Below are 25805 nucleotides of genomic sequence, written 5' to 3' on the forward strand. Positions count from 1 at the left end.
GCATGTCCAGCAGTTCGTTGTCCGGAATCCGGCTCGGACCCATGACATTGCACGGTGCGACGGTCGTGCTGCGCCCGCCGCGGCTCGACGACTACGCGCAATGGCGGCGGATCCGGCTACGCGATCAACGCTGTATCGAACCCTTCTGGTCGAGTTCGCCGCTGGACTGGGATGCGCGACATACCGGAAAGCTCTGGGTCCGTGAATGTCTCAGCGTGCGTGCGGAGACGCGGGCGGGTCGCCGACTGTCCTTGGTGATCGAGGTCGACGGCAGACTCGCGGGCCAGATCGAAGTGGTTTCCATCGAATCCGCGACCGGCTCCGCCGAAATGGGGATCTGGGTGGACGCGGAGGTGGCACGGCACGGCATCGGTGGCCTGGCTTCGTCCATGGTGCTGGATTTCGGTTTCGGACTGGCTGGTCTGCAACGCATTACCGCCCCGATCTCCCCGGCGAATCTCGCCACCGCGCGCGGCGCCGCCCTCATCGGTTTCCAGCGAGAAGCGATGATGACCAGGTATTTCGATGTCGGCGGGGCTCGGCGCGACCACGAATTGTGGGCGATCACCAAAGCCGCGATCCCACCGAACGGCTTCGCGCGGCACTGGATCGAGAACCACTCGACCCAGCATCCGCAAACGCCGCAGCCCGCCCGGCCGGACGCCGACACCGATACGCCGCTGAACCGGACCACCGTACTGGCCGCCATTGCCCGCTACTGCGCGGGCCGGGCACTGCACCGATTCGATCCGCTGCGCTCACCGCCCACAACCCGCCTCACCGATCAGGACGATCCGAGGGTGGTGCTGCGCAGTCGGCACCTGCTGGACCGGACCCGGTGGCGGGCCGCGCGAATCCGTAACCGCGCCGCACTCGATCCGGAGCCGAACGCGCCGGCCGCCGCATGGGAGCGTCGGCACGGACGAATCGCCTGGCTACGCGAATTCTTCTGTGCTCGTGCGGGATTGCGATCCGAACAGGGTCTGGTGCTGGCGGTCGAGGTGAACGGCGATTACGCGGGCGAATGCCGATTGTTCGATCTGGATATGTTCGATCGCAATGCGCGCATGTTCGTGTGGACCGATCCAGCCGTCGGCGGTGAGCAGGTCCGGACAGCGGCCACCCGGCTGCTACTCGACCACGCCTTCACCACACTCGGCCTGTGCCGGGTGGCGACCGCCATCGAACCCGGCGATGTGCATGCGGCCGAAATCGCCGCGCGCGTCGGCATGGTCCGCGAGGGACGCATGCGCTGCTTCGTCGGCGCCACCGGTCGGCGGGCCGATCACGACCTGTGGGCGGTTACCACCCCTATCGCCCAGCGGTGACGGAGTTGCGCGGACACGGCGTCGCACCGGACGTACAGTGAACCGGAGAACCTATCGCGCGCAAGCCGATTCGTGCCGGGGGCCCTGTGTGCGCGTGCATCATCTCTGCCCAGGAGTTCAGCATGGACCACGTCGACCGCGGCCATACCAACCCCGACAACCCCGCGGCCCGTCGCAACCGTTTCGCGCGCAGCAACGAGCTCCAGGCGCGCCTGCACGATCTGGTACCCGGCGGTGCGCACACCTATGCCCGCGGGCCGGATCAGTATCCGGAGTTCATGGCGCCGATTCTGGTGCGCGGCGAGGGCTGTCGGGTCTGGGATGCCGACGGCAATTGCTATGTCGAATACGGCATGGGCTTGCGTTCGGTCACCCTCGGCCACGCGTATCGCCCGGTGCTCGAGGCCGTGACCAGGGCGATTGCCGACGGTGTTAGCTTCAGTCGACCCACCGAGCTGGAATTGCTTGCGGCACAGGACTTCCTGTCGCTGGTGCCGGGCGCCGACATGGTCAAATTCGCCAAGAACGGCTCCGACGCCACCACCGCCGCGGTGCGGCTGGCCAGGGCCGCGACCGGACGCACCGTCATCGCGGTCTGCGATCAACCGTTCTTCTCGGTGGACGACTGGTTCATCGGGACCACCACGATGGACAGCGGCATACCCACCGAGGCCGTCGCAGGCACGATGAAATTCCAGTACAACGACCTGCCGTCGCTGGCCGCCGTGCTGCATACCGGCGCGGTCGCGGCCGTGGTCATGGAGGCGGCGACCGCACTGCACGAACCCGCACCCGGCTTTCTCGAAGGTGTGCGCGAACTCTGCGATCGGCATCGCACGCTGCTCATCTTCGACGAGATGATCACCGGGTTCCGGTGGTCGCTGGGCGGGGCGCAGGCCATATACGAGGTGACACCCGATCTGTCGTGCTGGGGCAAGGCGATGGGCAATGGATTTCCGATTTCGGCGCTGGCGGGTAAGCGCGAGTTCATGGAGCTCGGCGGGTTGCGTACCGACCGCGATCGGGTTTTTCTGCTGTCCACCACGCACGGGCCGGAATCGGCTTCGCTGGCGGCGTTTCGGGCGGTCGCGCACGAATACACCACCGGCGATCCGATCGCACGACTGGAATACGCCGGTCGGTTGCTAGCCGACGGTGTCAACGCGATCGCCGCCGATCTCGATATCGCGGACTACCTGCAAGTGCTGGGCCGTCCCTCCTGTCTGATCTTCGTGACCCGCGATCCCGATGGGCGGCCATCTCAGGAGTTCCGCACGCTATTTTTGCAGGAACTGCTGGATCGAGGTGTGCTCGGTCAATCCTTCGTCACCTCGGCCGCGCATACCGAATCCGATATCGACCAGACGATCACGGCGTGCCGCGAGGCGGCGAGCGTGTACCGCAAGGCAATTGAGCAGGGCACGGTCGACGGATTGCTGGAGGGCCGCCCGGTGGCTCCGGCCATTCGACGCAAGGCCGAGCCCCGGCGCATCGACTCGGTGGCCGAATGAACCTGTCGCACAATGGGACCGGTTCGCCGCGGATCGCGATCGTGCACGAGCGGTTCACCGAATACGGCGGATCCGAGGCGGTGGTCGGCGAATTCGTCGAAACCTGGCCCGACGCACAGATATTCGCGCCGATTGTCGATCCCGCAGGCATCCGACCGCCGCTGACCGCGGTGCGGGGCACCTGGCTCAGCGGCGCATACGCCGCCACCGGTCGTCGCTCGCACGCCCCGCTATTGCCGTTCGTGCCACGCGCCCTTCGAGGGCTGCCCTTGCGCGGACGGTTCGACGCGGTGCTCATCAGTCATCACGCCTTCGCCACCCAGGCCGCATTCGCCACGGACGCACCGACCATCGTGTACGTGCACAGTCCGGCGCGCTGGGCCTGGGATCCGGAATTCCGCGCACAGGAGGCGGGCGGCCGGGCCGGACAGCTCGCACTCACCGCCCTCGGCCAACTCGCGCGCCGCGGCGAACTGCGCGCAGCCCCACATCTCACGCATGTAATCGCCAACTCGCACGCGGTGGCCGATCGCATCCGCGACTGGTGGCGGTTGCCCTCGACCGTGGTCAATCCCCCGGTGCAGGTCGACGATTTCACCCCCGACCCGGCCGTGCCCCGCGAGGACTTCTTCCTCGCCGCTGGGCGCCTGGTCCCCTATAAGCGCCCCGACCTGGCCATTCGCGCCGCCCAGCGCGCGGGTGTGCGCCTGGTCGTCCTCGGCGACGGACGCTTCCGCCCCCAACTCGACGCGATCGCGGGCTCCGAAACCACCTTCCTCGGTGCCACACCCTTCCAGACCCTGCTCGACATGTACCGCCGCTGCCGCGCACTGCTCATGCCGGGCATCGAGGATTTCGGCATCGTCCCTGTCGAGGCAATGGCCTGTGGCACACCGGTTCTCGCGGTCGATCAGGGCGGGTCCCGCGATACCGTCCGCCCCGGAATCACCGGCCAATTCGTCGAACACGGCAGCGATGAGCACGTCATCGCGGGCCTGGCGCAGGCCATGCGCGACTTCGATTCCACCCTCTACGATCCGACAGTAATCCGAGCCCACGCAATGACCTTCTCCCCCAAGTCATTCCGCGCTGGCATCGCCGACATCGTCGGCAACGCGATCGGATCCGGATAACCACTCGATCGGCCGAGCGAGGACGCTCCACTTCCGCCTCGAAGGTATCTCGAGCGAGGCCGGGAATTCGCCGGTTGCCGCCCGCACCGAGGACGGCTGCAGCTGGACGCTGCTGGCGCCGTTCACCGTCGGCACGGGCAGTCCTACCCGGCGCTAGTTGAGCGGTTCGGACAGGTCGGTCTTCAGGTGCTCGAGCCCTGCCCGGATCCGGGATTTGACCGTGGGGAGACCGACCCCGAGACGCGCCGCAACCTCGGGATAGCTGAGTCCTGAGTAGTACGCGAGCGCGATGGATTCGTGCTGGAGTGCGGTCAGATGGGTGAGGCTGCGACGCAGGGCGTCCCTTTCGTCGTGCCACACCGCCGCCTCGGCCACCACATCGGTCGGGGGCTGATAATCGCGACTGCCCCAGGAGTGATTGTGGTCCATGGTGGCGCGTTCGTGCCGGACCCGGTCTACGGCCTGGCGATGGGCCAGCATGCGCAACCAGGTGAGCACGGAACCGCGGCGCTCGTCGAACCCGATCGCACAACGCCATACCTCGAGGTAGACGTCGTGACAGGTCTCTTCGGCATACCCACGGTCACGGACGATCGCCAGCACCCGGCGATAGACCAGACCGCGAGTGCGGCGGTAGAACTGGGCGAAGGCCTCTTGATCGCCGTCGCCGATGCGATGTACCAATTCCGCATCGACGCCATCGGATTCGATATCAATCCGATTACGAACCGGCCGAGCGACGGACCGCAGCGTGGTTGGGAGTCGTACGGACCGATGTGAATTGTGTTCGGACCGAGATGAAACGAGCAGGATCACGATTGCCCCCAGACAAACAAGTGATGCGACATGCAGGTTGATTTCGACGTATGAAGCTGCGTCGAAGCAGACCGTCGAGGGCATGGACGGCACTGGCGGAGAACGGAATCGGCCGGGGACAGGGGCCGATAGTCCAACTTCACATTACCGCGCCGCGCGCAAATGATCATGCACTTTCGCGCAGTAATGGATTTACTCAGACGCGCAGGCCGAGTTCGACGATCCCTTTCGCCACCGCGTGTACGGCGACCCGATTCTTGCGAGCATGTGTGCGGATCAGTTCGAACGCGACCTCCGGCGTGGTCCGCCTGGCATTGGCGATCACACCCTTGGCCTGTTCGATGACGATCCGCGAATCCAGCGCATGCTGCAACTGCGCGGTCAGACGCTGCTGACGGCGTAGCACGTTGGAATTGACGATGTGGCCGGTCGCCATGCTCGCCAACAGTCCGCCCACCGAGAGATCCTGGTCGGTCCAGATCCGTGGGCTCGGACCGTACAGGCCGAGCGCACCGACCGTGGTCTCGCCGACCCGCATCGGGATCTCGGCCAGCGACGACAACCCGTGCCGGACCGCCTCGGCGGCGAACTCCGGCCAGCGCTCGCCGTGTCGACCGATATCGTCGATCGCGATGGGTTTGCCGGACCGGTACGCGTCCACGCTCGGACCGCGTTCACTGCGATGCTGACAGAGTTCCATGGCCACCAGTTCGTCCGGAGCCGCGGCGGCCATCCGGGAGCGCTCGTCGGGCGTGAGCGTCTCGTCCGGCATCAGCATGACGGTGCAGCCCGCCAGATCCAGCGCGACGATCGCACTGTTCATCAGCTGGCGCACCATCTCCGCCGTGTCACCGATCGCAGGTAGCAGTTCGGCTAGTCGCGCTGCCGCGGCAACCAGCACCTTGTTGTCAGACACCCGAATCACCCCACACGTGCGAAAGTCGGTCGTCCCCTCAAGTCCCGCGCCGCACTTGCTGACGTTTCCATGGTATGGCCAAGCGAAGTAACACACCACAATTTCGACACCACCATGCTCCTTTGAATTATCCAGCTACTCATCGGATTCCGTTGACCGGCCATCGGATAGTGGTCGACATGACTACTATCCGAATGCCACGATGGACGACAAGGCTCGACCTGACCGTGCCACAACGATGTGCCAGGTGAGGCTTATTTTCGCTGAATTCTCTCCGTTTAAATGTGCCGCATTGCGGCGAGTAGCAATCACCGCGACCGGGAGACTGCAATGGCGCCCCCATTCGACGATCGGCAGCACGACCGATCATCCGAGCCGCTGCCGGACTCGATCCAGTTATTACGGTCACTTGTGCGCGCGGTCGACTCGCTGGCGAGCGATTTCGACGTTGTCGAACTATGTCAGCAGCTACTGGAAGCGTGTACCGAAGTCACCGGCGCAAGCGATGCCGGATTGTTGCTAGCCGACCAACGCGGTGAGCTGCAAGTACTTGCCTCTACCAACGAGTCGGCCCGACTGCTCGGTTTGTTACAGCACGAGGGACCGAGCTTGCATGCCTACCGGAACAAGACCGCGACATCGGTCTCCGATCTGCGTGCCGACGCGGATCTGTGGCCGGAGTTCGCACCCGCGGCATGGGCCGCGGGATATCGCTCCGCCTATGCCGTGCCACTGCGGCTGCACCGCGACAGCATCGGCGCGCTCACAATCCTTGCCACCTCGGCCACCGCGCTGGGACAGCTGGATCTGCGCATCGGCCAGATCCTCGCCGATATCGCGGCCGTCGGCATCGCGCAACACGTGATGCTCGCACAGGGCGCGATGATCCAGGCGCAGTTGCCGACCGCCCTGAACACGCGCGTCGCCATCGAGCAGGCCAAGGGTGTGCTCGCCGAGCGCGGCGACCGCGATATGGATCGTGCGTTCCAATTCATGCGCGGACATGCTCGCACCACCGGACGACGGCTCTCCGAAATCGCTGGTGACATCGTCGAGGGGCGCATCGATCTGCGTGCGGACGCGGCGGACTGAGTCAGGTATCGAAGCGCAGCCGGTCCGCCACGACCAGCGCCGCGACCTCGGCCAGCGACAGCCCGTGCGCGAAGGCATAGGCGCGTAGCCGCGCATAAGCGTCGGGTGCGCGAATGTCCAATTGTGCGAGCACGATTCCGGCCGCCTGGTGGATCGTGCGACTGGTCAGCGGCTGATCCCACCATTGCGCGGCGGCGTGCGCGGATTTCGCCGATCCGGCCACCAGTTGCGCGATGACCAGATCGGCGATGTGCAGCCCCGCCGAAATCACGTACGGTTCCAGTTTGCCCGGTTCGGCCCGATACAGATCGAGCACCCCGAAACGCACCACTCCCAGTTGTAACGGCACCGCGACCATCGACCCCGCGACCACGGCCCCGGCCACCGCGACGCGGTTCAGTTCATCGGCGAAACCCGGCCACCGCACATCGGTTTCGGCCAGATCGGCCACCAGTACCGGCACACCGGCGACGGCAGCGTCCACGGCCGGGCCCTGCCCCGCGGTGGCCTGCACCGCCTCCACCCGCGCCGCCACCGAATCACTGGTGGCCCACGGCTGCAGCCCGGCATCGCGCTCCTGGATCAGGATCGCGGCACGCTGCACCGGCAGCACCCGCACACAAGCGCCGCACAGGGCGGTCATCCCACCGCCTTCGGCCGACAGTTTTTTCAGAAACTCGAGGGCCGACAAAAATTCATCGGTCAACTGATCGAACTGCCCCACACCATTCCTACGAGATTTCACGACCGTTATCCCTGCGACGAGTTCGACGGTCCCTTGTCCCAGGATTCGTCACCACCCCGGCACCGGACCGCAACTACGCGCAGGAAATACGGCAGGTCGGCACCGCAAGAATACGAAACACCAATCGTCCACACCAGGGCCGAACGTCCCACGCTCGCCGCAGCAGGCGGTGCGCATCGGGACGATCAGCCCATGATGGGATCTATCACCAATGTAGGCCGGGGATTACCCGGGTGACCCGCGCGGCCGGGCTCGGCAGTGCCATCAGTGGCAGTACCACCGGTGCGAGGTAGGACAGCGCATTGCGACCGGAGTCCTGATCCGCATCGTCGGTCGCGGCGGGTGCCACCGTCTTCTGCTGCTTCCCCTGCGCCGCATGGGATTCACCGAACCAGCGGAACCCCTGGTGCATGATCGTCCGCTTGACCGACGGCATCAGCAGTTCGACCGCCTGGGCGAAGGTGCCGACCGGGGTGTCGATGCGGTGCGGGCGATCCTCGATGGCGCGCACCACGATTTCGGCAGCGCGGTCGGGATCCGGCACCGGCAGCGAGCGATAGATATCGGTCGGCGCGATCATCGGCGTGCGCACCAATGGCATGCGCACGGAGGTGAAAGTGATTCCCGCATCCCGATTCTCGACGGCAGCAATCTCGCTGAAGTTGTCCAGCGCGGATTTGCTCGCCACATACGCGGCGAAGCGCGGCACCTTGGTCTGCACGGCGATCGAGGAGATGTTCACGATATGTCCGAAGCGCCGCGCCCGCATCGACGGCAGCAGCGCGAGAATGAGTCGCACCGCACCGAAGTAATTGACCGCCATGGTCCGCTCGAAATCGTGCATACGGTCGGTGGAATTGACCACCGAGCGACGGATCGACCGTCCCGCATTGTTCACCAGATAATCGACATGACCATGATCGGCGAGCACCGCGGCGACCAGGTCGTCGACACCGTCGGAATCGGTGATATCGCACGGATAGGCATGGGCGACACCACCTTCGGCCCGCACCGACTCCGCCGCGGCGTGCAGATCGTCGACACCGCGCGCCACCATCAGCACGGTCGCACCGCGCTGCGCGACGGCATGTGCGGTGGCCAGGCCGATACCGGAGGACGCCCCGGTGATCAGGACGACGCGACCGTCCAGCGGATCACCGCTGTCGCCGGGCCGGCCCCGGTTCGGATCCAGGTTCTCGGCCCAGTACTGCCACAGCCGCCCGGCGTAGCTCTCGAACGAGGGCACCGCCAACCCGGTCCCGCGCAGCTGTGCCCGCGTGGAGTCGGAGACGAATTCCGCCGCGAACGAGGCGTGCGGTGCGACCTCGGCCGGAATTCCCAACTGCTCCAACAGGAAATCGCGAACCGTCGCGACTCCCGGGATGTGAGCGAGCCCGTTCAGCGCGAACCCGCTGCCGGGCACCGTACCGATTCCGGTCGGCGCACCCGCCGCGGCAGCGAGCGCACCGTAGATATCGCCGAACGGCTGCGGCTCGGGGTTGACCAGGTGGAATGTACGTCCGTCGAGCCCCTTGCGGCGCACCAGCTCGACCATCGCGCCCGCCACGTAGTCGACCGGCACGATATTGGTCGCACCCAGATCCGGCAGCAGCATCGGCAGTTCGGCGGGCAGTGCGCCGAGGCGCGAGATGGCCGGGAAGAAGTAGTACGGACCGTCGATCTTGTCCATCTCACCGGTGCGCGAATCGCCGACCACGATCGCCGGGCGATACACCCGCCAGCGCACCCCCTCCGATTCGCGGACCAGCTTCTCCGCGGCGAATTTGGTCCGGTGGTACGGCGAGGTCAGCCGCTGGCCGAGGTCGAAATCCTCCTCGAAGAACTTGCCCTTGTGGTCACCGGCCACGGCGACCGAGGAGACGTGGTGCAGCACCGCGCCCAATTCGCGGGCCAGCTCCAACACCGAGCGCGTGCCCGCGACATTGGCCGCGTGTGCGGTCTCCTCGTCGGCGGTCATGTCGTAGACCGCACCGAGGTGGATCACGTGGTCGGCCTTGGGCGCGTCCTCGATCAAACCGAGACCTTCGGCGGTCAGATCGCCGAGCATCGGAAATGCGCGTTCGCCACCCGTCCAGCCCGCGGTGAGTTCACCGAATTTCGCCACCGACGCGGTGCGAACCAGCACATGCACAATGGCTTCGGAATCGGCCGCCAGCAGTTCTTGAACAACCCGCCGGCCCAAGAATCCGGTTCCGCCCGTCACGATGAAAGTCGTCATCGCATTTCCTCCTGCTGTCGCACTCGAATTGAGTTGTCACACATGCGCGCCCAGCATGCAGCAGTGAATGCGGACATCATTGATTTCGGCTTCCAGCCAACAGTTTGCTGAGCCAATGCAGGGACACCGTTGCCCTACTGGTGGGTAACTTTAATCGGCGCAGCTAGCCTCGAGCAAGCGAACGACGGCCAAGGGCGATGTGTGAATGGTCACCAATGGGCGTCGCTAATATTGTGTGTTACAACAGTTTTCAGATAATGCCCGAACGCGAAACCTTAATCGGGACACCGCGTTTGCCCAACGGCTCAGCGCTTCCCGGCGCGGGCGGGCGGCGATTCCAGCGGGGGGCGGCCATTCAGATAGGTCTCGAAAGCATCAAGATCGATGGGTCCGACAGTCTTGTCGGTGCTCTCGGTGAAGACCGTGAAACCGTCACCGCCCGAAGCCAGGAAGCTGTTGGTGGTGATGCGGTAGGTGGCGACCGGGTTGAGGGGTTGGCCGCCGATACGCACGCTGTCCGCGACGACCTTGCTGCCCTTCGGACTCGACTCGACATAGGTGTAGGTGAGCCCGGCGGGCGAGAGCACGGTCGCCTTGCCGTTGCTCCATTGCTGCTCGAGCAGACGCAGGATCTGACTGCCCGTCATGGTGACGGTGACGACCTGATTGCCGAATGGCTGCACGCTGTAGATATCGCCGTAGCTGATCTGACCGGACTTCAGATCGGTGCGTACCCCGCCCGGATTCATGAAGGCCGCGACCGCCGCCGCTGGTGCGGCCGCGGTGACCGAGAGCATCGAGTCGGCGATGACATCGCCGAGCGGCGATTCGCCGGAGCCCGCCGGTTCGTGTGGCAGCGACGCCGCCGCGATGCCGACCGGCCGCTCCGCGCGCGGCTTGGCCTGCTCGGCATAGAAGTCGATCAGCGAGGTGGTGGCCGCGTCCGGAGTGACCTCCCGGGTCACCACCCGGTTGACCGCCGATGCCTGCACACCGTCGGCGCCGAAGCGCAGGGTGACATCGGTGATCAGCCGACCGTAGGAGGCGGCCTGGGTGACCACCTTGCCGTCGATGGTGCAGACATACGGCTGATGCGAATGTCCGGTGAACAGCACCCGCACCGCGGGATCGACACCGCTTGCCAATGCGGTGACCTCGGGGGAGATATTCGCACAACCGTTGTAGTCGACCGCCGCATTCTGGGCTGTCTTCTGCACACCACCGTCGTGCACCAGGGCGACCACCGTTTGCGCACCGGCCGACTTCACCTCGGGGACATAGCGATTGATCGCCGCGACCTCATCGCCGAAGGTGTAGCCCCGAATGCCTTCCGGCAGCACGATACTCGCCGTCTCGGGGGTCACCGTGCCGATGACACCGATCTTGTGTCCGCCGACCTCGAGCATCATCCACGGTCGCAGCGTGGGCGGTAGCTTACCGTCCGCACCGGTGACATTGGCGGCCAGAAAGGGAAACTTCGCTCCGGTGAACGGCGCGCCGGGCGAGCATCCGGCGAGCGCGCACCCGCCCTGCTGCAGTCGCGCCAATTCGACGACGCCGCTGTCGAATTCGTGATTGCCCACCGAGGATGCGGCCAGCCCGATGGAATTCAGGAAGGTAATGGTCGGCTCGTCGTGGAAGAGTCCGGAGACCAGCGGACTCGCGCCGATATTGTCCCCCGCCGACACCACGGCACTGGCCGGATACGCCTTCTTCAACCGAGCCAGATGGGTCGCGAGGTAGGCGGCACCGCCCGCGTCGTGTCCGGCGATCTTGCCGGTGGAACCCGTGGGTGGTTGCAGATTGCCGTGGAAATCGTTGAGCCCGAACAGATGTATCTCGTCCGACTGCGCGCCGCGCAGATCGTCGGTCGAGATGAGCGGGATCACCCCCGGTGCCGTCGAGGTGGTCGGGTGACCGCTGTCGGATGCGGTACCGCACCCCGCCACCAGGGCGATGCTCACGAGTCCCGCAATGATCATGCCGATGCGACGGTGCGCTCTCATACTTCTGACTGTCCCACGCCCGGGTGCCATCGGCATGAATCTCGTGCGAACACACCGACGGCGGGGTCGATGCTCGACCCCGCCGCGCGGATTTCCCGGTTATACCCGGCCCGCCGCGAAGTCCGCGGCCGGCCAGAATGCCCAGCCGTAGTTCGTGTGCTGGCTCGGGTCGAAGCCGCCACCGCAGATCGGATCACCACCGGTGCAGTAATCGGCGGTCTTCCAGGCGTAGTTGCCGGGGACGCCCCAGCCGATCAGGCGGAGGGGATCACCGAACAGCAGAACCGCGGAGACCTTCCATTCGAGATCGCCGGGGAGCACGTAGATCCCGGGCAGCGCGGTCACGATGCCGGTGCCGACGACACCGTGCACGACGGCCGCGCCCTGCGAGTAGCCGACCAGGATGAACTGCTGATCCGGGCACATTTGCGACTGCCGAATGACATGGTCGGTCATGTCCTGGGTACCTCGGCTCAGCGACGTGGGGTCGAGCAGGTCCGCGGGATAGTCCACCCGGTAAGCGCTGCTGCTCACCGGAAGTGCTTGGAGCAGAGTGTCATACAGCGGATCGCCGACGACGGAGCCCAGCCACCCGGGTTCCCCGGTGCCTCTGGCGACGACCACATCGACCGCGGCACAATCCGCCCGTGCCTGCGCGGCGATGCTGGTCACCACCCCCGCCGTCGCGACGAGCAATAGCACAGCGAATACTCGTGCCAGCCGCCACTTCTCGAGGATTCTTACCTTCCGGATTTCCATCGTGATCACCTCTCACGCCGTTGTGAGAAGCCGAGTGACGATTGTCAGCGACAACTGTCACCCGGCTATATCCGTGAAGGTAAGAACGATAGAGAGTTGCGTCAAGCAACTCAGCTGAAGCGAGACCGGTTCAGCGCTGAATCGTGTCCTGGAATCTGTTCCCGCGCACGATGATTCGGGCGCCTATGGGATGAGAACCGCTGCGCCGGTGAAACGTCCGTATGCGAGATCCGCGAGGGCTCGATCCGCCGTACCGAGGGAGTACCCCGTTGTGGTCACATGTATACGGTGTTCGCCCGCCAGCGTGAGGAATTCGCGCGCGTCGGCGCGGGTATTGGCAGTCACCGAGCGAATCTCGCGCTCCTGGAACAGATGCCGCTGATAGTTCAGTGCCGGGATATCGCTGAGATGGATGCCCGCGACGGCGAGAATGCCGCCGCGATCGAGCGCTTCCATTGCGGGCAGCACCAGCTCGCCGATCGGCGCGAACAAGATCGCCGAATCCAGTTGCACCGGAGGCCGATCCGCCGCACCCTGCACCGAGGCCGCGCCGAGGTCGGCGGCCAATTCGCGCGCGGCCCGATCCCTGGTCATCACATGCACCTCGGCACCGCGCGCCAGCGCGACCTGTGCGGCGATATGCGCGCTGCCGCCGAAGCCGTAGATCCCGAGCCGTCCACCCCTCGACAGATCGGCGCGCTGCAGCGCCCGATAGCCGATGATCCCGGCACACAGCAGCGGCGCGGTTTCCATATCGCTGTATCCGCCGGGCAGCTGGTGGGCGTAAGCCGCTGGGACAGTGGCATATTCGGCGTAACCGCCGTCAGCGTCCCAGCCCGTGTACTCCGAATTCGGGCAGAGATTCTCCGCGCCGCGCAGACAGTACCGGCAGATTCCGCAGGTGTGGCGCAACCAGGCAATGCCGACGCGATCACCCACCGCGAATCCGGGAGCCGAAGAGCCGAGTGCCCCAGCGGATCCCGGTCCCTGCGCCACCACCTCCCCCACCACCTCGTGCCCGGGCACCACGCCGGGCCGATGCACCGGCAGATCCCCCTCGGCGACATGCAGGTCGGTGCGACAGACCCCGCAGGCCAGTACCCGCACCAGGAGTTCACCGGCCGCGGGCTCGGGCACCGCTTCGCGCACGAAGTCGAGCGGTCCGCCATCTATCGGTCCCGGCCGTCGCACCCGCCAGCCGGTCATGCCCGTGGTCGCCGCACTCGCATTCATGCCGATCACTCCTCACCCGACAGGGAGAACGGTCTCTTCGGATTATCCCTGCCGACCGCGCTGGTTCACCCGTTCCGCCGAAGGCGAGTCGGCCTTCTGATACATTTCTGTATTGAATACATTCCTGTATCGAATGGACCGGATGCCCGAGGAGGTGCACCTTGGCCTCGACCACCGATGCGGAGGCCCCGATGCGCCGGGTGACCCGTCGGCGCACCGAAACACGTAAACGCCTGCTCACCGCCGCGTATCAGGTCTTCGCCGAAGAGGGCTTCGGCCGCGCCTCGGTGGAACGCGTCTGCGAACGGGCCGGGTTCACCCGTGGCGCCTTCTACTCCAACTTCACCTCGCTCGACGAGTTGTTCCTGGCCATGTGGGAGCAGCGATCGGCCGCCATGATCGCCGGTATCCGCGCGACCCTCGACGGCTTCTCGATCGACGGCGTCGCCGATATCCGCGCCGCGGTCGAACGCTTGGACCGCGCCGTGCCGATCGACGAGGACTGGTTCCGCATCACCGCCGAATTCACCTCGCACGCGCTGCGCACACCCGGCCTGCGGCAGGTGATGGCCGGACGCGAGGAGGCGATCGTCGCGGCGCTGATGCCGACGATCGTGGCCGCACTGGCCCGCGTCGGCCGGACCGTGCCCGATCCCGTCGCGCTCGGACAGGCCTTGGTCGCGGTGCACGACGGCACCGCCGTTCAGGTGCTGATGGAACCCCGCAGCCGCAAAGTGCGCATGCGACGCACCGACCTTTTCTGCCACATCGTGCTGGTCTACAGCACCGAAACCGAAGGATGACCATGACCGACCCGAGTCCCGAATTCACGCAAGAGGCAGATGTCATCGTCGTCGGTGCGGGCCTGGCCGGGCTCGTGGCGACCCACGAACTGGTCAAGACCGGCCGCAAGGTGCATGTGCTGGACCAGGAGAATCGCAATAACCTCGGCGGCCAGGCTTTCTGGTCGCTGGGCGGATTGTTCTTCGTGGACAGTCCGGAGCAGCGCCGCCTCGGCATCAAGGACTCCTACGAACTGGCACTGCAGGATTGGTTCGGTTCGGCGGGTTTCGATCGCGAGGACCAGGACTACTGGGCCCGCCAGTGGGCGCGGGCCTATGTGCGCTTCGCGGCTACCGAGAAGCGGGACTATCTGCACGAGTTGGGTTTGCGGGTGACGCCGCTGGTCGGTTGGGCCGAGCGCGGTGGCGCCTTCGCCGATGGGCACGGCAATTCGGTGCCGCGCTTCCACCTCACCTGGGGTACCGGCCCCGAGGTGGTGCGGGTATTCCAGGAGCCGGTGCTCGAAGGTGAGCGCCACGGACTGGTCGGCTTCAGTTTCCGGCATCAGGTCGACGAGTTGATCGTCGAGAACGGTGCGGTGGTCGGCGTGCGCGGCAGTGTACTCGAGCAGACCGATCTGGAACGCGGTCGGGCTTCGTCACGAAAAGTAGTCGGCGACTTCGAATTCCGCGCCAAGGCGGTGATCGTGACCTCCGGCGGTATCGGCCACAATCACGAGCTGATCCGCCGCAACTGGCCCACCGAACGGCTCGGTCCGGCGCCGGAGACCATGATCTCCGGTGTGCCCGCACACGTTGACGGGCGGATGCTCGGCATCTCCGAGACCGCGGGCGGCGCCATCGTCAATCGCGATCGCATGTGGCACTACACCGAGGGCATCAACAACTGGAATCCGATCTGGCCCGATCACGCCATCCGGATCATCCCCGGTCCGTCCTCGCTGTGGTTCGACGCCAACGGAAAGCGTTTGCCCGCACCGTGTTTCCCGGGCTTCGACACCAATTCGACGATGAAGGAGATCCTTGCCACCGGCTACGACTACTCCTGGTTCGTGCTCACCCAGGCGATCATCGAGAAAGAGTTCGCGCTATCGGGCTCGGAGCAGAATCCGGATATCACCGGTAAGGATCTCAAACTCACTCTCAAGAGCCGAGTGGCCAAGGGTGCGCCCGGTCCGGTCGAGGCGTTCAAACAGCACGGGGTCGACTTCGTGGTCGCGAATACCTTGCGCGAGTTGGTCGATGGCATGAACAAGATCGCGCGCGGCCCGCAGTTGGACTTCGACGAGCTGGAACAGCAGATCGTCGCCCGCGATCGCGATGTCGCCAATAAGTACTCCAAGGACGCGCAGCTGATGGCGATCAACAATGCGCGCCAGTACTTCGGCGACAAGGCGGGCCGCGTGGCCAAACCGCATCGCATCCTCGATCCGGCCAGCGGGCCGCTGATCGCGGTGCGGCTCAATATCTTGACCCGCAAGACCCTCGGCGGACTGCAGACCAATCTGGATTCGCAGGTGATGCGTCCGGACGGCACACCGCTGCCGGGACTGTATGCCGCGGGCGAGGTCGCCGGATTCGGCGGCGGCGGTGTGCACGGCTACAACGCACTGGAGGGCACCTTCCTCGGTGGCTGCATCTTCTCCGGCCGCGCCGCCGGACGAGCCCTCGCAACCAAACTGAGCTAGTGCTCGCTTGCTGCGGTATCCGCCTCCGGCACCTCGCCGAGCGTAGTGATATGGCGGTCGAATTCGGCGTGGGCGACCACCATTCGACTACGTTCGACGGAACCCAGGGCCCGAGCAGAAGCTATCTGGGCACGGTGCTAGGTCGCACAGCCCGGCGCGGCGACGCTGGAGGGTGGTTGCGGTGTCCTGGCCGGGATCTCCGGTGTCGGCACTGGTTCGGGGGCGGGCTCGGTATAGAGGCTCATGCCGGTGTACCGCTGGCCCTGCTCCAGGGATATCCCGGTGATTTCCGCCTGATGCCCGTGGACATCGGTCACCTGTGCCGAGAACGGTCCCGACCCGGCGCCGCTGATCGTCCAGTAGTTGTCCATGCCGCGATTGAGCTCCTGCCACGGCCCGCCCATCGCGGACCGTAGTGCCACCCGCTGGATGGGGTTTCCCGATCCGGTAACCAGCATTGCCAGCCAGGAGGCCGAGGAGTCCGGCTTCAGCTCGTAGATCAGCTCGGGCGCGGGAAGCGGATCGCGGACCACGGAATATCGAATCTGCGCGACGCCGTCGGAGCGATCCGCGATCTGTTCGAAGGCCGCGGTGCTCAAATCCAGTTGTCCCGGCGCACATCCTGGGCACCGGTCGGCGATCAGCACTCGGACGTCACCGCGCGGGCCGTGCACATCGAGATACGCACCGCACAGATCGGCGTGCCCGTACTCCCGAGTGGAGACGCCCACATAGAAGCCGCTCGTCGGCAGTCCGGTGAACGAACACGCGATTCCGGGGCCGAACACGTAATACCGTGCCTCGCCCGGGCGTGTGGACGGCGACGCGTCCACCGTATGCCAGTTGGCGACTCCGGTGCTACTGCCCGCCACCATCATTCGCGAGGTATCGGTCCCGGTGTCCGGCACCGAATGTGTGGCCTCGCACGACGACTGCGGCTCGGGTCCGGCGGCCCAGATCGTGACCGCGACCGCGGTCAGTAGCACGCCAGCGGACGACCACAACCACCGGGAGCGGAAATGCTGCTGTTGGATCGGTATTCGGTGCACCGCTGTCCCCGACTTCCGGCTCACCCAACTCGCGGACTCTCGATCCTGACTCCATCAGGAAAGCAGGCCGACCCGCGACGCATGACTCGAACGAAAAATCTCCGTAGTGAAACATGCACATGTCGGCAATCTCACGGCAAATAGCCAGCATTGGGCGACGAAGATCGGAAAAGATTTCGTTGCTACGAGGTGGCCCTTGCCTGTTCGGCGTCCACACCCGAGAGTTGATGGTCCATCCGATCGCGCTTGGCGCGCAGGTAGCGGATGTTGTGTTCGGTCGGCGTCGCCTGCAGCGGCAGCCGCCGCACGACCGTGACCCCGTACTGTTCCAACCCCGCCTGTTTGGCCGGGTTGTTACTGAGCAGCCGAACCGAACGAATGCCGAGATCGGCGAGCACGTGCGCACCCGCCGCATACCCGCGGGCATCGACCGGCAACCCGAGGGCGAGATTCGCTTCGACGGTGTCGGCGCCGCGATCCTGTAATTCGTACGCCCGCAGTTTGTTCAACAATCCGATGCCCCGCCCCTCCTGTCCGCGCAGGTAGACCACCACGCCACTGCCCTCCTCGGCGACCGCGCGCAACGCGGCCTCGAGTTGGTCGCCGCAGTCGCAGCGCAGCGAGCCGAGAGCGTCACCGGTGAGGCATTCCGAATGCAGCCGCGCCAATACGGATTCGCGACTCGGTTCACCGAAAACCAGTGCGAGGGTTTCGGTTCCGGAGATCTCGTCGCAGTAGCCGATAAGGCGGAATTCGCCGTATCGAGTCGGCAGGCGGGTCTCCACGATCCTGGTCAGGGTGGGTTCGGCCCGGTGGCGGTAGGCGATCAGATCGGCGATCGAAATGATCGGCAGTGCATGGGTTTCGGCGAAGTCGAGCAGTTGCGGCAGACGGGCCATCGAGCCGTCGTCGTTCACGACTTCGGCAATCACACCTGCGGGTCGCAGTCCCGCCAGCCGGGTCAGGTCGACAGCGGCCTCGGTGTGTCCGGCGCGGCCGAGTACACCGCTGGGATGCGCGCGCAGCGGGAAGACGTGGCCGGGCCTGGTCAGCTGGTCCGGCGTGGTGCGCGGATCCGCCAGGGTGCGCACCGTGCGGGCGCGGTCGGCGGCCGAAATCCCGGTCGTCACACCGGAAGCCGCATCCACCGACACCGTGTACGCGGTTCCCTTGGGATCCTCGTTGATCGGTGTCATCGGCGGCAGCTGGAGCCGATCCAGATCCGCGCCGGGCAACGGTGCGCACAGCACGCCGCTGGTGTGGCGGACCATGAAGGCGATGGCTTCGGGCGTGGCCAGTGCGGCGGCGAGGACCAGATCGCCCTCGTTCTCCCGATCTTCATCGTCGACGACCACAACCATGCCGCCCGCGGCCAGAGCGGCGAGCGCCGTCTCGATCGTGTCCAGCGAACGCTGCTGTGCGAATTCGATGCGCATATGACTAGTAGAAGTATTTCTATTAGTCATATCAAGCGCCATCCCACTCAGTGAGCGGGATCAGGAAGCGCGGCGTCCCCTGCCCTTCGCGGACTTCTTCGGAGCGGTCTTTGTCGCGAGTTTATCCACGTCGGCGAGCAGCGCCTCGGCGAAATCCCGCTCGGCCTCGTAATGCCGTATGCACCAGCGCAATACCGCGCCCGGATAGGCCCAATCCGGATTCTCGTCGGCGCCCTCGGCATCGACCTCGGCGAGTTTGCGCATCCGCTCCGCGTATCCGATGTGCTCGGAAAGAATTTCGCGCAATCGGTCCGGTTCGGCGAGATGCCCCAGCCAGGCGCGCAACATGACGCTGTGCTTGAGCACCGGCGCCTCCACCGGCGCGTGGTTCACCCACTGCGCCGCCGCCGCGCGACCGCTCTCGGTGATGGCGTACATGCGCTTACCGCGCACGCCGTCGTCCTGCAGCACCGTACGCGAGGTGGCGTACCCGTGTTTCTCGAGGCGTTTGAGCTCGGCGTAGATCTGACTGAACGACGGGCTCCAATAGAAGAATTGCAGGCTCCAGTCGGCCCATTTCTTCAGGTCGTAGCCGGAGAGTTCGTCGGCGTGCGAGAGCATGCCGAGCACGGCCCAACTCGTCGTCGGCAGGTCGGGAACTTCGGCGCTCGCCACAGACTTCGCTTCGGTCACGATAGGACTATACCGCTTAGGCATATTTCGGGTGCAAAGTCCCGCTGAGTGGGACACGCCCCGGTGATCGGGGCGCGAGCGCCGGGAGTAGTCTCGCCGCATGTCGCGTACGCGCATTATTCGGATCGGCACCCGATCCAGCCCGATGGCCCTGGCTCAGGCCGAGCAGGTCGCCGGATTGCTGGCCGGGCTCGGGGTCGAGAGCGAGCTGGTCAAGGTAACCACGGCGGGCGATCGGTGGATGGGCGATCTGTCAAAGCTCGGGGGTAAGGGCGCCTTCGTCAAGGAGATCGATCGAGCCCTGCTCGATGACGAGGCAGATCTGGCGGTGCACTGCCTCAAGGACATTCCCGGTGATATTCCGGTGCCGGAAGGGCTCGCCTTCGCGGGTTATCTGCCGCGCGAGGACGTGCACGATGCGGTGATCACCCGAACCGGCGCGGCGCTGGCCGAACTCCCCGAGGGCACGGTCGTCGGCACCAGTTCCGTGCGCCGGACCGCACAGCTGCGGCTGCACTATCCGCATCTCGCGGTGAAGCCATTGCGCGGCAACGTCAATACCCGATTGGCGCGCCTCGAAGAGGGCCATGTCGATGTGCTGATCGCGGCCGTATCGGGGCTGCACCGCGTCGAGCAGGCGCACCGGATCACCGAAACCCTCGACCTGGACACCATGTGCCCGCCGATCGGGGCCGGCGTGATCGCACTGCAGTGCCGCGACGACGACGTCCAGCTTCTCGATCTCGGTGCGCGCCTGGACGATCCGGCTACCCACCGGCACGCGGATGCCGAGCGCGCGATGCTGCACGCACTGCAGGGCCACTGCAACTCCCCGATCGCCGGACACGCGACGACCGACCCCACCGGACGACTCACCTTGCACGGCAAGGTCTTCAACCTCGACGGCAGCCAGTGGCTGGACGCCAAACACTGGGGCGTCCCGGAAGACCCGAGCGCCCTCGGCTTCTTCGTCGGCGCGGACCTGCTGCGGCAGGGCGCACGCGCGATCATCGACTCGATCCCGCACTGAACCGGTTGGGGTGTTCAGTCGGTGAAGCCGTCCATCATGGACAGCACGCGGAGCATGACTTCGTCGGCGCCGCCGCCGATGCTGAGCAGGCGGCTGTCGCGGTAGGCGCGCGAGGTCCAGGTTTCTTCCATGTACCCCATGCCGCCGTGCACCTGTAGGCACCAGTCGGCGACCTGGCGGCCGAGGCGGGCGGCCTCCAGTTTGGAGATCGTGGCCATCCGGGTGACATCGGTGCCTGCCATATAGGACTGGGCGGTGGACTCGGTGTAGACGCGGAGCATGTCGACGCGGGCGGCGAGTTCGGCGTAGGTGTACTGCAGGTATTGGTTCGCGGTGAGCGGGTGACCGAACAGCTTTCGGTCGCGGGCGTAGTCGCGGGTGGCCTCGAGTTCGATGGCGCAGGTGATGGGGACGCTGTAGGAGGCGAACATGCGCTCCATCACGAACTGCGACATCTGCTGTTGGAAGCCGCGACCGATTTCACCGATGGTGTTGCGCACCGGAACTCGGACATTGTCGAAGGTGAGCAGGCCGGTGTCGGAGGCGCGCATTCCGAGCTTGTCGAGCTTGCGGTCGACCCGGAAACCCGGAGTACCGGTGGGGACGACGATCTGGCTCATGCCGCGGTAACCGCCCTCGTCGGAGGTGCGCACCAGGGTGCAGAGCCAGTCGGCCTGAACGGCATTGGTGATGAACATCTTCGAGCCGTTGATCACCCAGTCGTCACCGTCGCGCCGGGCGTGCGTGCGAATCCCCGCCACATCCGAACCCGCCTCCGGTTCGGTAACCGCTACACCGCAGACCAATTCGCCGTGCATGGCGGGCGCGAGAAACTCCTGTTTGAGTTCTTCGCTGCCGTGCGCGTGCAGCGACGGCGTCGCCATCGCGACCTGCACCCCGAGCGCCATCGGGAACGAGCCGTGAGCGACCCGCCCGAGTTCCTGGCACAGCACCACCGTGAACAGATGGTCCGCGCCCTGGCCGCCGTAGGCCGGATCGTATTCCAGCCCCAGCATCCCGAGCTTCGCCATATCGGCGAAGACCTCGTGCAGCGGCATCCACTCCGCCCGTTCCCACTCGTCGACCCGCGGATTGATCTTCTGCTCGACATACCGCCGAACCAGCGCCCGGAACTCCTGATGCTCATCGCTGTAGATCACATCGCCCTCCTCAATGAGGTCCCACCCCCGACGCTAGCCGAGCGTCACACCGCACGCAGGCAGGTCCCGCTCACAATTCGACGCGACCACGGCCCAGACCTCTCGCCCCGACCACAACGCCATGTAACAGACCCGAATCACCGCCACCGAGCGTGGCGCGGAAACAGCGCCCGCCCCGCCTCGTGCGCAACCTCGACCAGCACCCGCGCCAAACGCGCGGTATCCAATGCCGTTCGATCCCCACCGATTTGACCGGACAGCGAGAGTGCGCCGGTGGCTGCTCCGCGCCCGCGGATCGGCACCGCGACGCAGGAGATCCCGGTCACCGACTCCTCGTTGTCCACGGCAATTCCCTGCCGATGCCGGATCCGGGTCAACTCGCGGTGCAGTTCGGCCCGGTCGCAAATGGTCCGCGGCGTCAATTGCGGCAACCGGTCCCGGAAGGAGGTCTCGATAATGCTCGGCTCCAGCGAGGCCAGTATCGCCTTGCCGAGGGCCGTGCTGTGCGCGGGCATCCGGCCGCCCAGGCGGGTCGGGATGCTCGCGGTGTAGCGGCCACCGGCCTTGTCCAGGTACAGCACCTCGCGTCCGTCGAGCACGCCGAGGTGGCCCACCATGCCGGTCCGCTGACACAGCTCGTGCAGCAGCGGACTCACCACATCGCGAATCTCATTGTGATCGGCGGCGAGTCCGCCGAGTTCCAGCGGACGCAAGCCGAGGCGGTAGCCGCCGGGCGCGTGCGCCAACCAGCGCAGCCGGATCATCTGGTCCAGGATGCGGTGCACTGTGGACCGCGGCAGGCCGGTTCGCTCGGCCAATCCGAGCAGCGTCAGAGTCGGTGTCGAACCGTCGAAAGCGTCTAGGATCAGCGTCATTCGCTCGATCATGGAAACCGGCGGCTGCGCGGGCCGGGTGGTCGGACGACCCGGACCCGATAACAGCTCGTCGGATCCCGGACCGGTCAGCACCTCGACCGTCATGGCGCACCTCCATTGTGTAGCTCATACAGCTTAGAAGTATTTCGATTAGGCATGTCCGTTTTCGGCATACCTGCTTGTGTCCCCAATCACAGTGCCGTCACGCGGACGGCGTCGAATCCCGAAAACTACGGAGATCGCTACGGATCTTCTCGGTAGCCGGAACCAACCATTGACAGCCCACCGCGCACGCCGCTTACCTTCATGGCGAAACGGAATATTTCTAGTCGAAACTAGGAGCGCTATGGCCGTCGTGCTCGACTTCAAGGCCGTCCTCGGCCGGTTCGCCACCGGAGTCACCGCGATCACCGCCCTGGACGGCGCGCAACCCGTCGGGTTCGCCTGCCAGTCCTTCTCCGCACTATCGCTGGATCCGCCTGCCGTGGCCCTGTTCCCGGCCCGGACCTCCACCACCTGGCCGCGGATCCGCTCGGCGAGCAAGTTCTGTGTGAACGTACTCGCCGCCGATCAGGAACAGGTATGCAGACAGCTCGGCCGCAGCGGACCCGACAAATTCGACGGACTCGACTGGACCCGCTCCCCCAACGGTTCGCCGCTGCTCGACGGATCCATCGCGTGGATCGATTGCGAGCTCGGCGGCGAGCTGGACGGCGGCGATCACACCATCGTCATCGGCCATGTCACCGCACTGGGCGCGGGCCGCGAGGCCGATCCGCTGCTGTTCTACCGCTCCGGATTCGAGCGCCTTACCACTGCCTGAGCCGTCTCCCGGCCAGTGAGACCACACCTTTGCGCGTCCATCGGCGCGCCGAACCATCGAAACGACAGCCCGACGAACGTGGAGGAACCATGACCGACGATCAGGTGCGCGTGATCGACACCGGCACCCCGCCCACCCGATATGCCCGGGGTTGGCACTGCGTCGGCCTCGCCGACAGCTTCCGCGACGGCAAACCGCACACCATCGAAATCTTCGGCACCGAACTGGTGGTTTTCGCGAGCGCGGACGGCGCCCTCAATGTGCTCGACGCCTATTGCCGACATATGGGCGGCAACCTCGGCGACGGCATTATCAAGGGCGACACCATCGCCTGCCCGTTCCACGATTGGCGCTGGCGCGGCAATGGCCGTTGTGCCGCAATCCCTTACGCGCGCCGCGTACCACCGCTGGCCCGCACCAAATCGTGGATCACCCTGGAGCAGAACCGGCAGCTGTTCGTCTGGAACGATCCCGAAGGCAATCCGCCGCCCGCGGGTATCACGATCCCCCGCATCGAGGGCGCGTTCAGTGACGAGTGGAGCGATTGGACCTGGAACCAGATCACCATCGAGGGCGCGAACTGCCGCGAGGTCATCGACAATGTGGTGGATATGGCGCATTTCTTCTACGTGCACTTCGCCTTTCCGACCTACTTCAAGAACGTCTTCGAGGGCCACATCGCCAGTCAGTACATGACCTCGATCGGACGCGCGGATGTGCAGGGCGAGCTGGCCAAGGAGGCGGGCGCGGAGAACACGCTGTATTCGGAGGCGCAGTATTACGGGCCCTCCTACATGATCGATTACCTGGTCAACGAATCCAGCGGGCAGCGGGTCGAATCCGTCCTCATCAACTGCCACTACCCGGTTTCGCCCACCAAATTCGTGCTGCAGTACGGCGCGATCGTCAAGAAGCTGCCCGGCCTGTCGCCGGAAGATGCCGATGCGATGGCGGTGCGTTTCGCCAATGGACTCGGGCGCGGTTTCGAGCAGGATGTGGCGATCTGGGAACGCAAGACCCGCATCGACAATCCGCTGCTGTGCGAGGAGGACGGGCCGGTCTACCAGCTCCGGCGCTGGTACGAGCAGTTCTACACCGATATCGCCGAGGTCGAGACGAAGATGACCGACCGCTTCGAATTCGAGGTCGACACCACCCGTGCCGTCACGGCGTGGGAGGCCGAGGTCGCCGAGAATCTGGCCGCGCAACGCGCGGACGCCTGAACGGATCGGTAATGGATTGCATCACCTGCCATACCTGCCGCAATCGGGTGTCGGTGGTCAAATTCAGCCCCGCGCACACGAGTGTGCAGTGGAGTTCCATCGCACGCGCGCACTGTGCCGAGTTCGCTCGTAACGACGGCGGGCCCGTGCGCGGGTGTGCGGCATTGCGCGACAGCATCGAAAAGGCTGTCAGCGCGGGCGAAGTCGGGCTGAGCACCCGTGATGGGGATCTGCTGTGAGTGCGGCGGTAACGTTTCGAGTTGTTCGAGTAACCGCCGAAACCCAGGATGCGGTCTCGCTGGAGCTGGTCGCCGAACCGGAGGGTCACCTGTCCTATCGGCCCGGCCAGTTTCTGACACTGCGGATACCCAGCGAACGAACCGGTTCGGTGGCGCGCTCGTACTCGCTGTCCAGTGCGCCGCACGAGGGCCGACTCGCGGTCACCGTGAAGCGGACAGCGGGCGGATACGCTTCGAACTGGCTGTGCGACAACGCTGTTCCCGGCATGACAATCGACAGCTTGCCGCCCGCGGGCATCTTCACACCCGATTCGCTCGACGCCGATCTGCTCTTATTGGCCGCGGGCAGTGGGATAACGCCGATGCTGTCCATCCTGAAATCGGTATTGGCGCAGGGCACTGGACGGTGCACGCTGATCTACGCCAACCGCGACGAGGAATCGGTGATCTTCGCCGATGAGCTGAGGTCATTGACCGCCGAGCACCCGCACCGGCTCGTTGTGCTGCATTGGCTGGAGGCTGTTCAGGGCTTGCCATCGGTGCCCACGCTGACCACCCTGATCACGCCGTGGACCGGCCGCGAGCTATTCGTCTGTGGCCCAGCACCTTTCATGGATGCTGTCGTCACAGCCGCCGACAACCTGGGCATGGACCGGGTGCACGTCGAGAAATTCGTCTCGATCTCCGGCGATCCCTTCGCCGAAACCGAGGTCGAAGACACCGACGACGCTGCCATCGTCGAGGTCGAACTCGACGGCGCCACCAACGAATTCGCCTGGCCACGCAATACCGTTCTGCTCGATGTGCTGCTCGCGCGCGGTATGGCGGCTCCGTACTCTTGCCGCGAAGGCGCCTGCAGCGCCTGTGTCTGTCGTGTCGTCGACGGCGAAGTGAAGTTGCTGCGTAACGAAGTTCTGGAACGCGCAGATCTGGCCGACGGCTATGTACTCGCCTGCCAGGCGGTTCCGGTTACCGATGCGGTCCGGGTCACCTATGAATGAGGAGAAT

The 25805-nt window shown here is 65.5% G+C and carries 23 protein-coding genes; 11 read left to right on the forward strand and 12 right to left on the reverse strand.

Going from position 1 to position 25805, the window contains the following annotated elements; translation table 11 throughout:
• Nucleotides 1-2: 2 nt before the first annotated feature.
• The 3 genes from NP3_RS02980 (at nt 3) to NP3_RS02990 (ending at nt 3972) form a co-directional block, all read left to right on the forward strand.
• Nucleotides 3-1328 (forward strand): GNAT family N-acetyltransferase, encoded by a 1326-nt coding sequence (locus tag NP3_RS02980; RefSeq protein WP_063037508.1) that lies wholly within the window; start codon nt 3-5, stop codon nt 1326-1328.
• A gap of 122 nt (nt 1329-1450) precedes the next feature.
• Nucleotides 1451-2839 (forward strand): glutamate-1-semialdehyde 2,1-aminomutase, encoded by a 1389-nt coding sequence (locus tag NP3_RS02985; protein WP_063037588.1) that lies wholly within the window; start codon nt 1451-1453, stop codon nt 2837-2839.
• Entirely contained in the window at nt 2836-3972 is a 1137-nt protein-coding gene (locus NP3_RS02990) for a glycosyltransferase (RefSeq protein ID WP_063037509.1), read from the forward strand. Before NP3_RS02985 ends, NP3_RS02990 begins: the two co-directional genes overlap by 4 nt.
• Before the next feature lie 153 nt (nt 3973-4125).
• Here the strand turns inward: NP3_RS02990 and NP3_RS02995 are convergent, their stop codons facing one another.
• Both NP3_RS02995 and NP3_RS03000 read right to left on the reverse strand, forming a co-directional pair.
• Complete coding sequence (locus NP3_RS02995) at nt 4126-4656, reverse strand: sigma-70 family RNA polymerase sigma factor (RefSeq protein WP_245720780.1); 531 nt, start codon at nt 4654-4656, stop codon at nt 4126-4128.
• Nucleotides 4657-4984: 328 nt separating this feature from the next.
• Complete coding sequence (locus tag NP3_RS03000) at nt 4985-5704, reverse strand: GAF and ANTAR domain-containing protein (protein ID WP_063824644.1); 720 nt, start codon at nt 5702-5704, stop codon at nt 4985-4987.
• Between the two features lie 330 nt (nt 5705-6034).
• Between NP3_RS03000 and NP3_RS03005 the strand changes: the two genes are divergently transcribed.
• The gene (locus NP3_RS03005; RefSeq protein ID WP_063037511.1) at nt 6035-6796 is read left to right on the forward strand and encodes a GAF and ANTAR domain-containing protein; all 762 of its coding nucleotides are present in this window, start codon (nt 6035-6037) and stop codon (nt 6794-6796) included.
• A 1-nt stretch (nt 6797) separates the two neighbouring features.
• Here NP3_RS03005 and NP3_RS03010 read toward each other — a convergent pair whose 3' ends face one another.
• The 5 genes from NP3_RS03010 to NP3_RS03030 form a co-directional block, all read right to left on the reverse strand.
• Nucleotides 6798-7439 carry a GAF and ANTAR domain-containing protein gene (locus NP3_RS03010; protein ID WP_157124025.1) on the reverse strand — a complete coding sequence of 214 codons (642 nt, stop codon included), beginning with the start codon at nt 7437-7439 and terminating at the stop codon, nt 6798-6800.
• Between the two features lie 307 nt (nt 7440-7746).
• Complete coding sequence (locus tag NP3_RS03015; protein ID WP_063037515.1) at nt 7747-9780, reverse strand: SDR family oxidoreductase; 2034 nt, start codon at nt 9778-9780, stop codon at nt 7747-7749.
• 305 nt (nt 9781-10085) lie between these two features.
• Nucleotides 10086-11786 (reverse strand): bifunctional metallophosphatase/5'-nucleotidase, encoded by a 1701-nt coding sequence (locus tag NP3_RS03020; RefSeq protein ID WP_063037517.1) that lies wholly within the window; start codon nt 11784-11786, stop codon nt 10086-10088.
• A 99-nt stretch (nt 11787-11885) separates the two neighbouring features.
• Nucleotides 11886-12545 (reverse strand): cutinase family protein, encoded by a 660-nt coding sequence (locus NP3_RS03025; protein ID WP_063037590.1) that lies wholly within the window; start codon nt 12543-12545, stop codon nt 11886-11888.
• Between the two features lie 183 nt (nt 12546-12728).
• The gene (locus tag NP3_RS03030) at nt 12729-13778 is read right to left on the reverse strand and encodes a zinc-binding alcohol dehydrogenase family protein (protein WP_063037591.1); all 1050 of its coding nucleotides are present in this window, start codon (nt 13776-13778) and stop codon (nt 12729-12731) included.
• Nucleotides 13779-13969: 191 nt separating this feature from the next.
• Here NP3_RS03030 and NP3_RS03035 point away from each other — a divergent pair, with 191 nt between their 5' ends.
• Both NP3_RS03035 and NP3_RS03040 read left to right on the forward strand, forming a co-directional pair.
• A complete protein-coding gene (locus tag NP3_RS03035; protein WP_063037592.1) occupies nt 13970-14581 on the forward strand; it encodes a TetR/AcrR family transcriptional regulator in 612 nt (203 codons plus the stop codon).
• Nucleotides 14578-16269, forward strand: coding sequence for an FAD-binding dehydrogenase (locus NP3_RS03040; RefSeq protein WP_063037519.1), 1692 nt, complete (start codon nt 14578-14580; stop codon nt 16267-16269). Before NP3_RS03035 ends, NP3_RS03040 begins: the two co-directional genes overlap by 4 nt.
• A 137-nt stretch (nt 16270-16406) precedes the next feature.
• Here the strand turns inward: NP3_RS03040 and NP3_RS03045 are convergent, their stop codons facing one another.
• From NP3_RS03045 to NP3_RS03055, 3 genes are all read right to left on the reverse strand, one after another.
• On the reverse strand, nt 16407-17342 hold the full coding sequence (locus NP3_RS03045; RefSeq protein ID WP_063037521.1) for an expansin EXLX1 family cellulose-binding protein: 936 nt from the start codon (nt 17340-17342) through the stop codon (nt 16407-16409).
• A 158-nt stretch (nt 17343-17500) separates the two neighbouring features.
• Complete coding sequence (locus tag NP3_RS03050) at nt 17501-18754, reverse strand: bifunctional 3,4-dihydroxy-2-butanone-4-phosphate synthase/GTP cyclohydrolase II (protein ID WP_063037523.1); 1254 nt, start codon at nt 18752-18754, stop codon at nt 17501-17503.
• Nucleotides 18755-18814: 60 nt separating this feature from the next.
• Entirely contained in the window at nt 18815-19447 is a 633-nt protein-coding gene (locus tag NP3_RS03055) for a PadR family transcriptional regulator (protein ID WP_245720782.1), read from the reverse strand.
• Between the two features lie 100 nt (nt 19448-19547).
• Here NP3_RS03055 and hemC point away from each other — a divergent pair, with 100 nt between their 5' ends.
• On the forward strand, nt 19548-20477 hold the full coding sequence (hemC, locus tag NP3_RS03060) for a hydroxymethylbilane synthase (protein ID WP_063037527.1): 930 nt from the start codon (nt 19548-19550) through the stop codon (nt 20475-20477).
• Between the two features lie 14 nt (nt 20478-20491).
• Here hemC and NP3_RS03065 read toward each other — a convergent pair whose 3' ends face one another.
• On the reverse strand, nt 20492-21637 hold the full coding sequence (locus NP3_RS03065) for an acyl-CoA dehydrogenase family protein (protein WP_063037528.1): 1146 nt from the start codon (nt 21635-21637) through the stop codon (nt 20492-20494).
• Between the two features lie 137 nt (nt 21638-21774).
• The gene (locus NP3_RS03070) at nt 21775-22617 is read right to left on the reverse strand and encodes an IclR family transcriptional regulator (RefSeq protein WP_063037530.1); all 843 of its coding nucleotides are present in this window, start codon (nt 22615-22617) and stop codon (nt 21775-21777) included.
• 241 nt (nt 22618-22858) lie between these two features.
• Here NP3_RS03070 and NP3_RS03075 point away from each other — a divergent pair, with 241 nt between their 5' ends.
• The 4 genes from NP3_RS03075 to NP3_RS03090 all read left to right on the forward strand — a co-directional run bounded on the left by NP3_RS03075 (nt 22859) and on the right by NP3_RS03090 (nt 25798).
• Nucleotides 22859-23335: a flavin reductase family protein gene (locus NP3_RS03075; protein ID WP_063037532.1), complete on the forward strand. Its 477-nt coding sequence runs from the start codon at nt 22859-22861 to the stop codon at nt 23333-23335.
• Between the two features lie 89 nt (nt 23336-23424).
• A complete protein-coding gene (locus tag NP3_RS03080; protein WP_063037534.1) occupies nt 23425-24558 on the forward strand; it encodes a 3-ketosteroid-9-alpha-monooxygenase, oxygenase component in 1134 nt (377 codons plus the stop codon).
• Nucleotides 24559-24569: 11 nt separating this feature from the next.
• Nucleotides 24570-24797 (forward strand): hypothetical protein, encoded by a 228-nt coding sequence (locus tag NP3_RS03085; RefSeq protein ID WP_063037536.1) that lies wholly within the window; start codon nt 24570-24572, stop codon nt 24795-24797.
• Complete coding sequence (locus tag NP3_RS03090) at nt 24794-25798, forward strand: ferredoxin--NADP reductase (RefSeq protein ID WP_063037538.1); 1005 nt, start codon at nt 24794-24796, stop codon at nt 25796-25798. Before NP3_RS03085 ends, NP3_RS03090 begins: the two co-directional genes overlap by 4 nt.
• Nucleotides 25799-25805: the final 7 nt, after the last annotated feature.

The sequence above is a fragment of the Nocardia pseudovaccinii NBRC 100343 genome (assembly GCF_001613225.1).
GTDB classification, from domain to species: domain Bacteria; phylum Actinomycetota; class Actinomycetes; order Mycobacteriales; family Mycobacteriaceae; genus Nocardia; species Nocardia pseudovaccinii.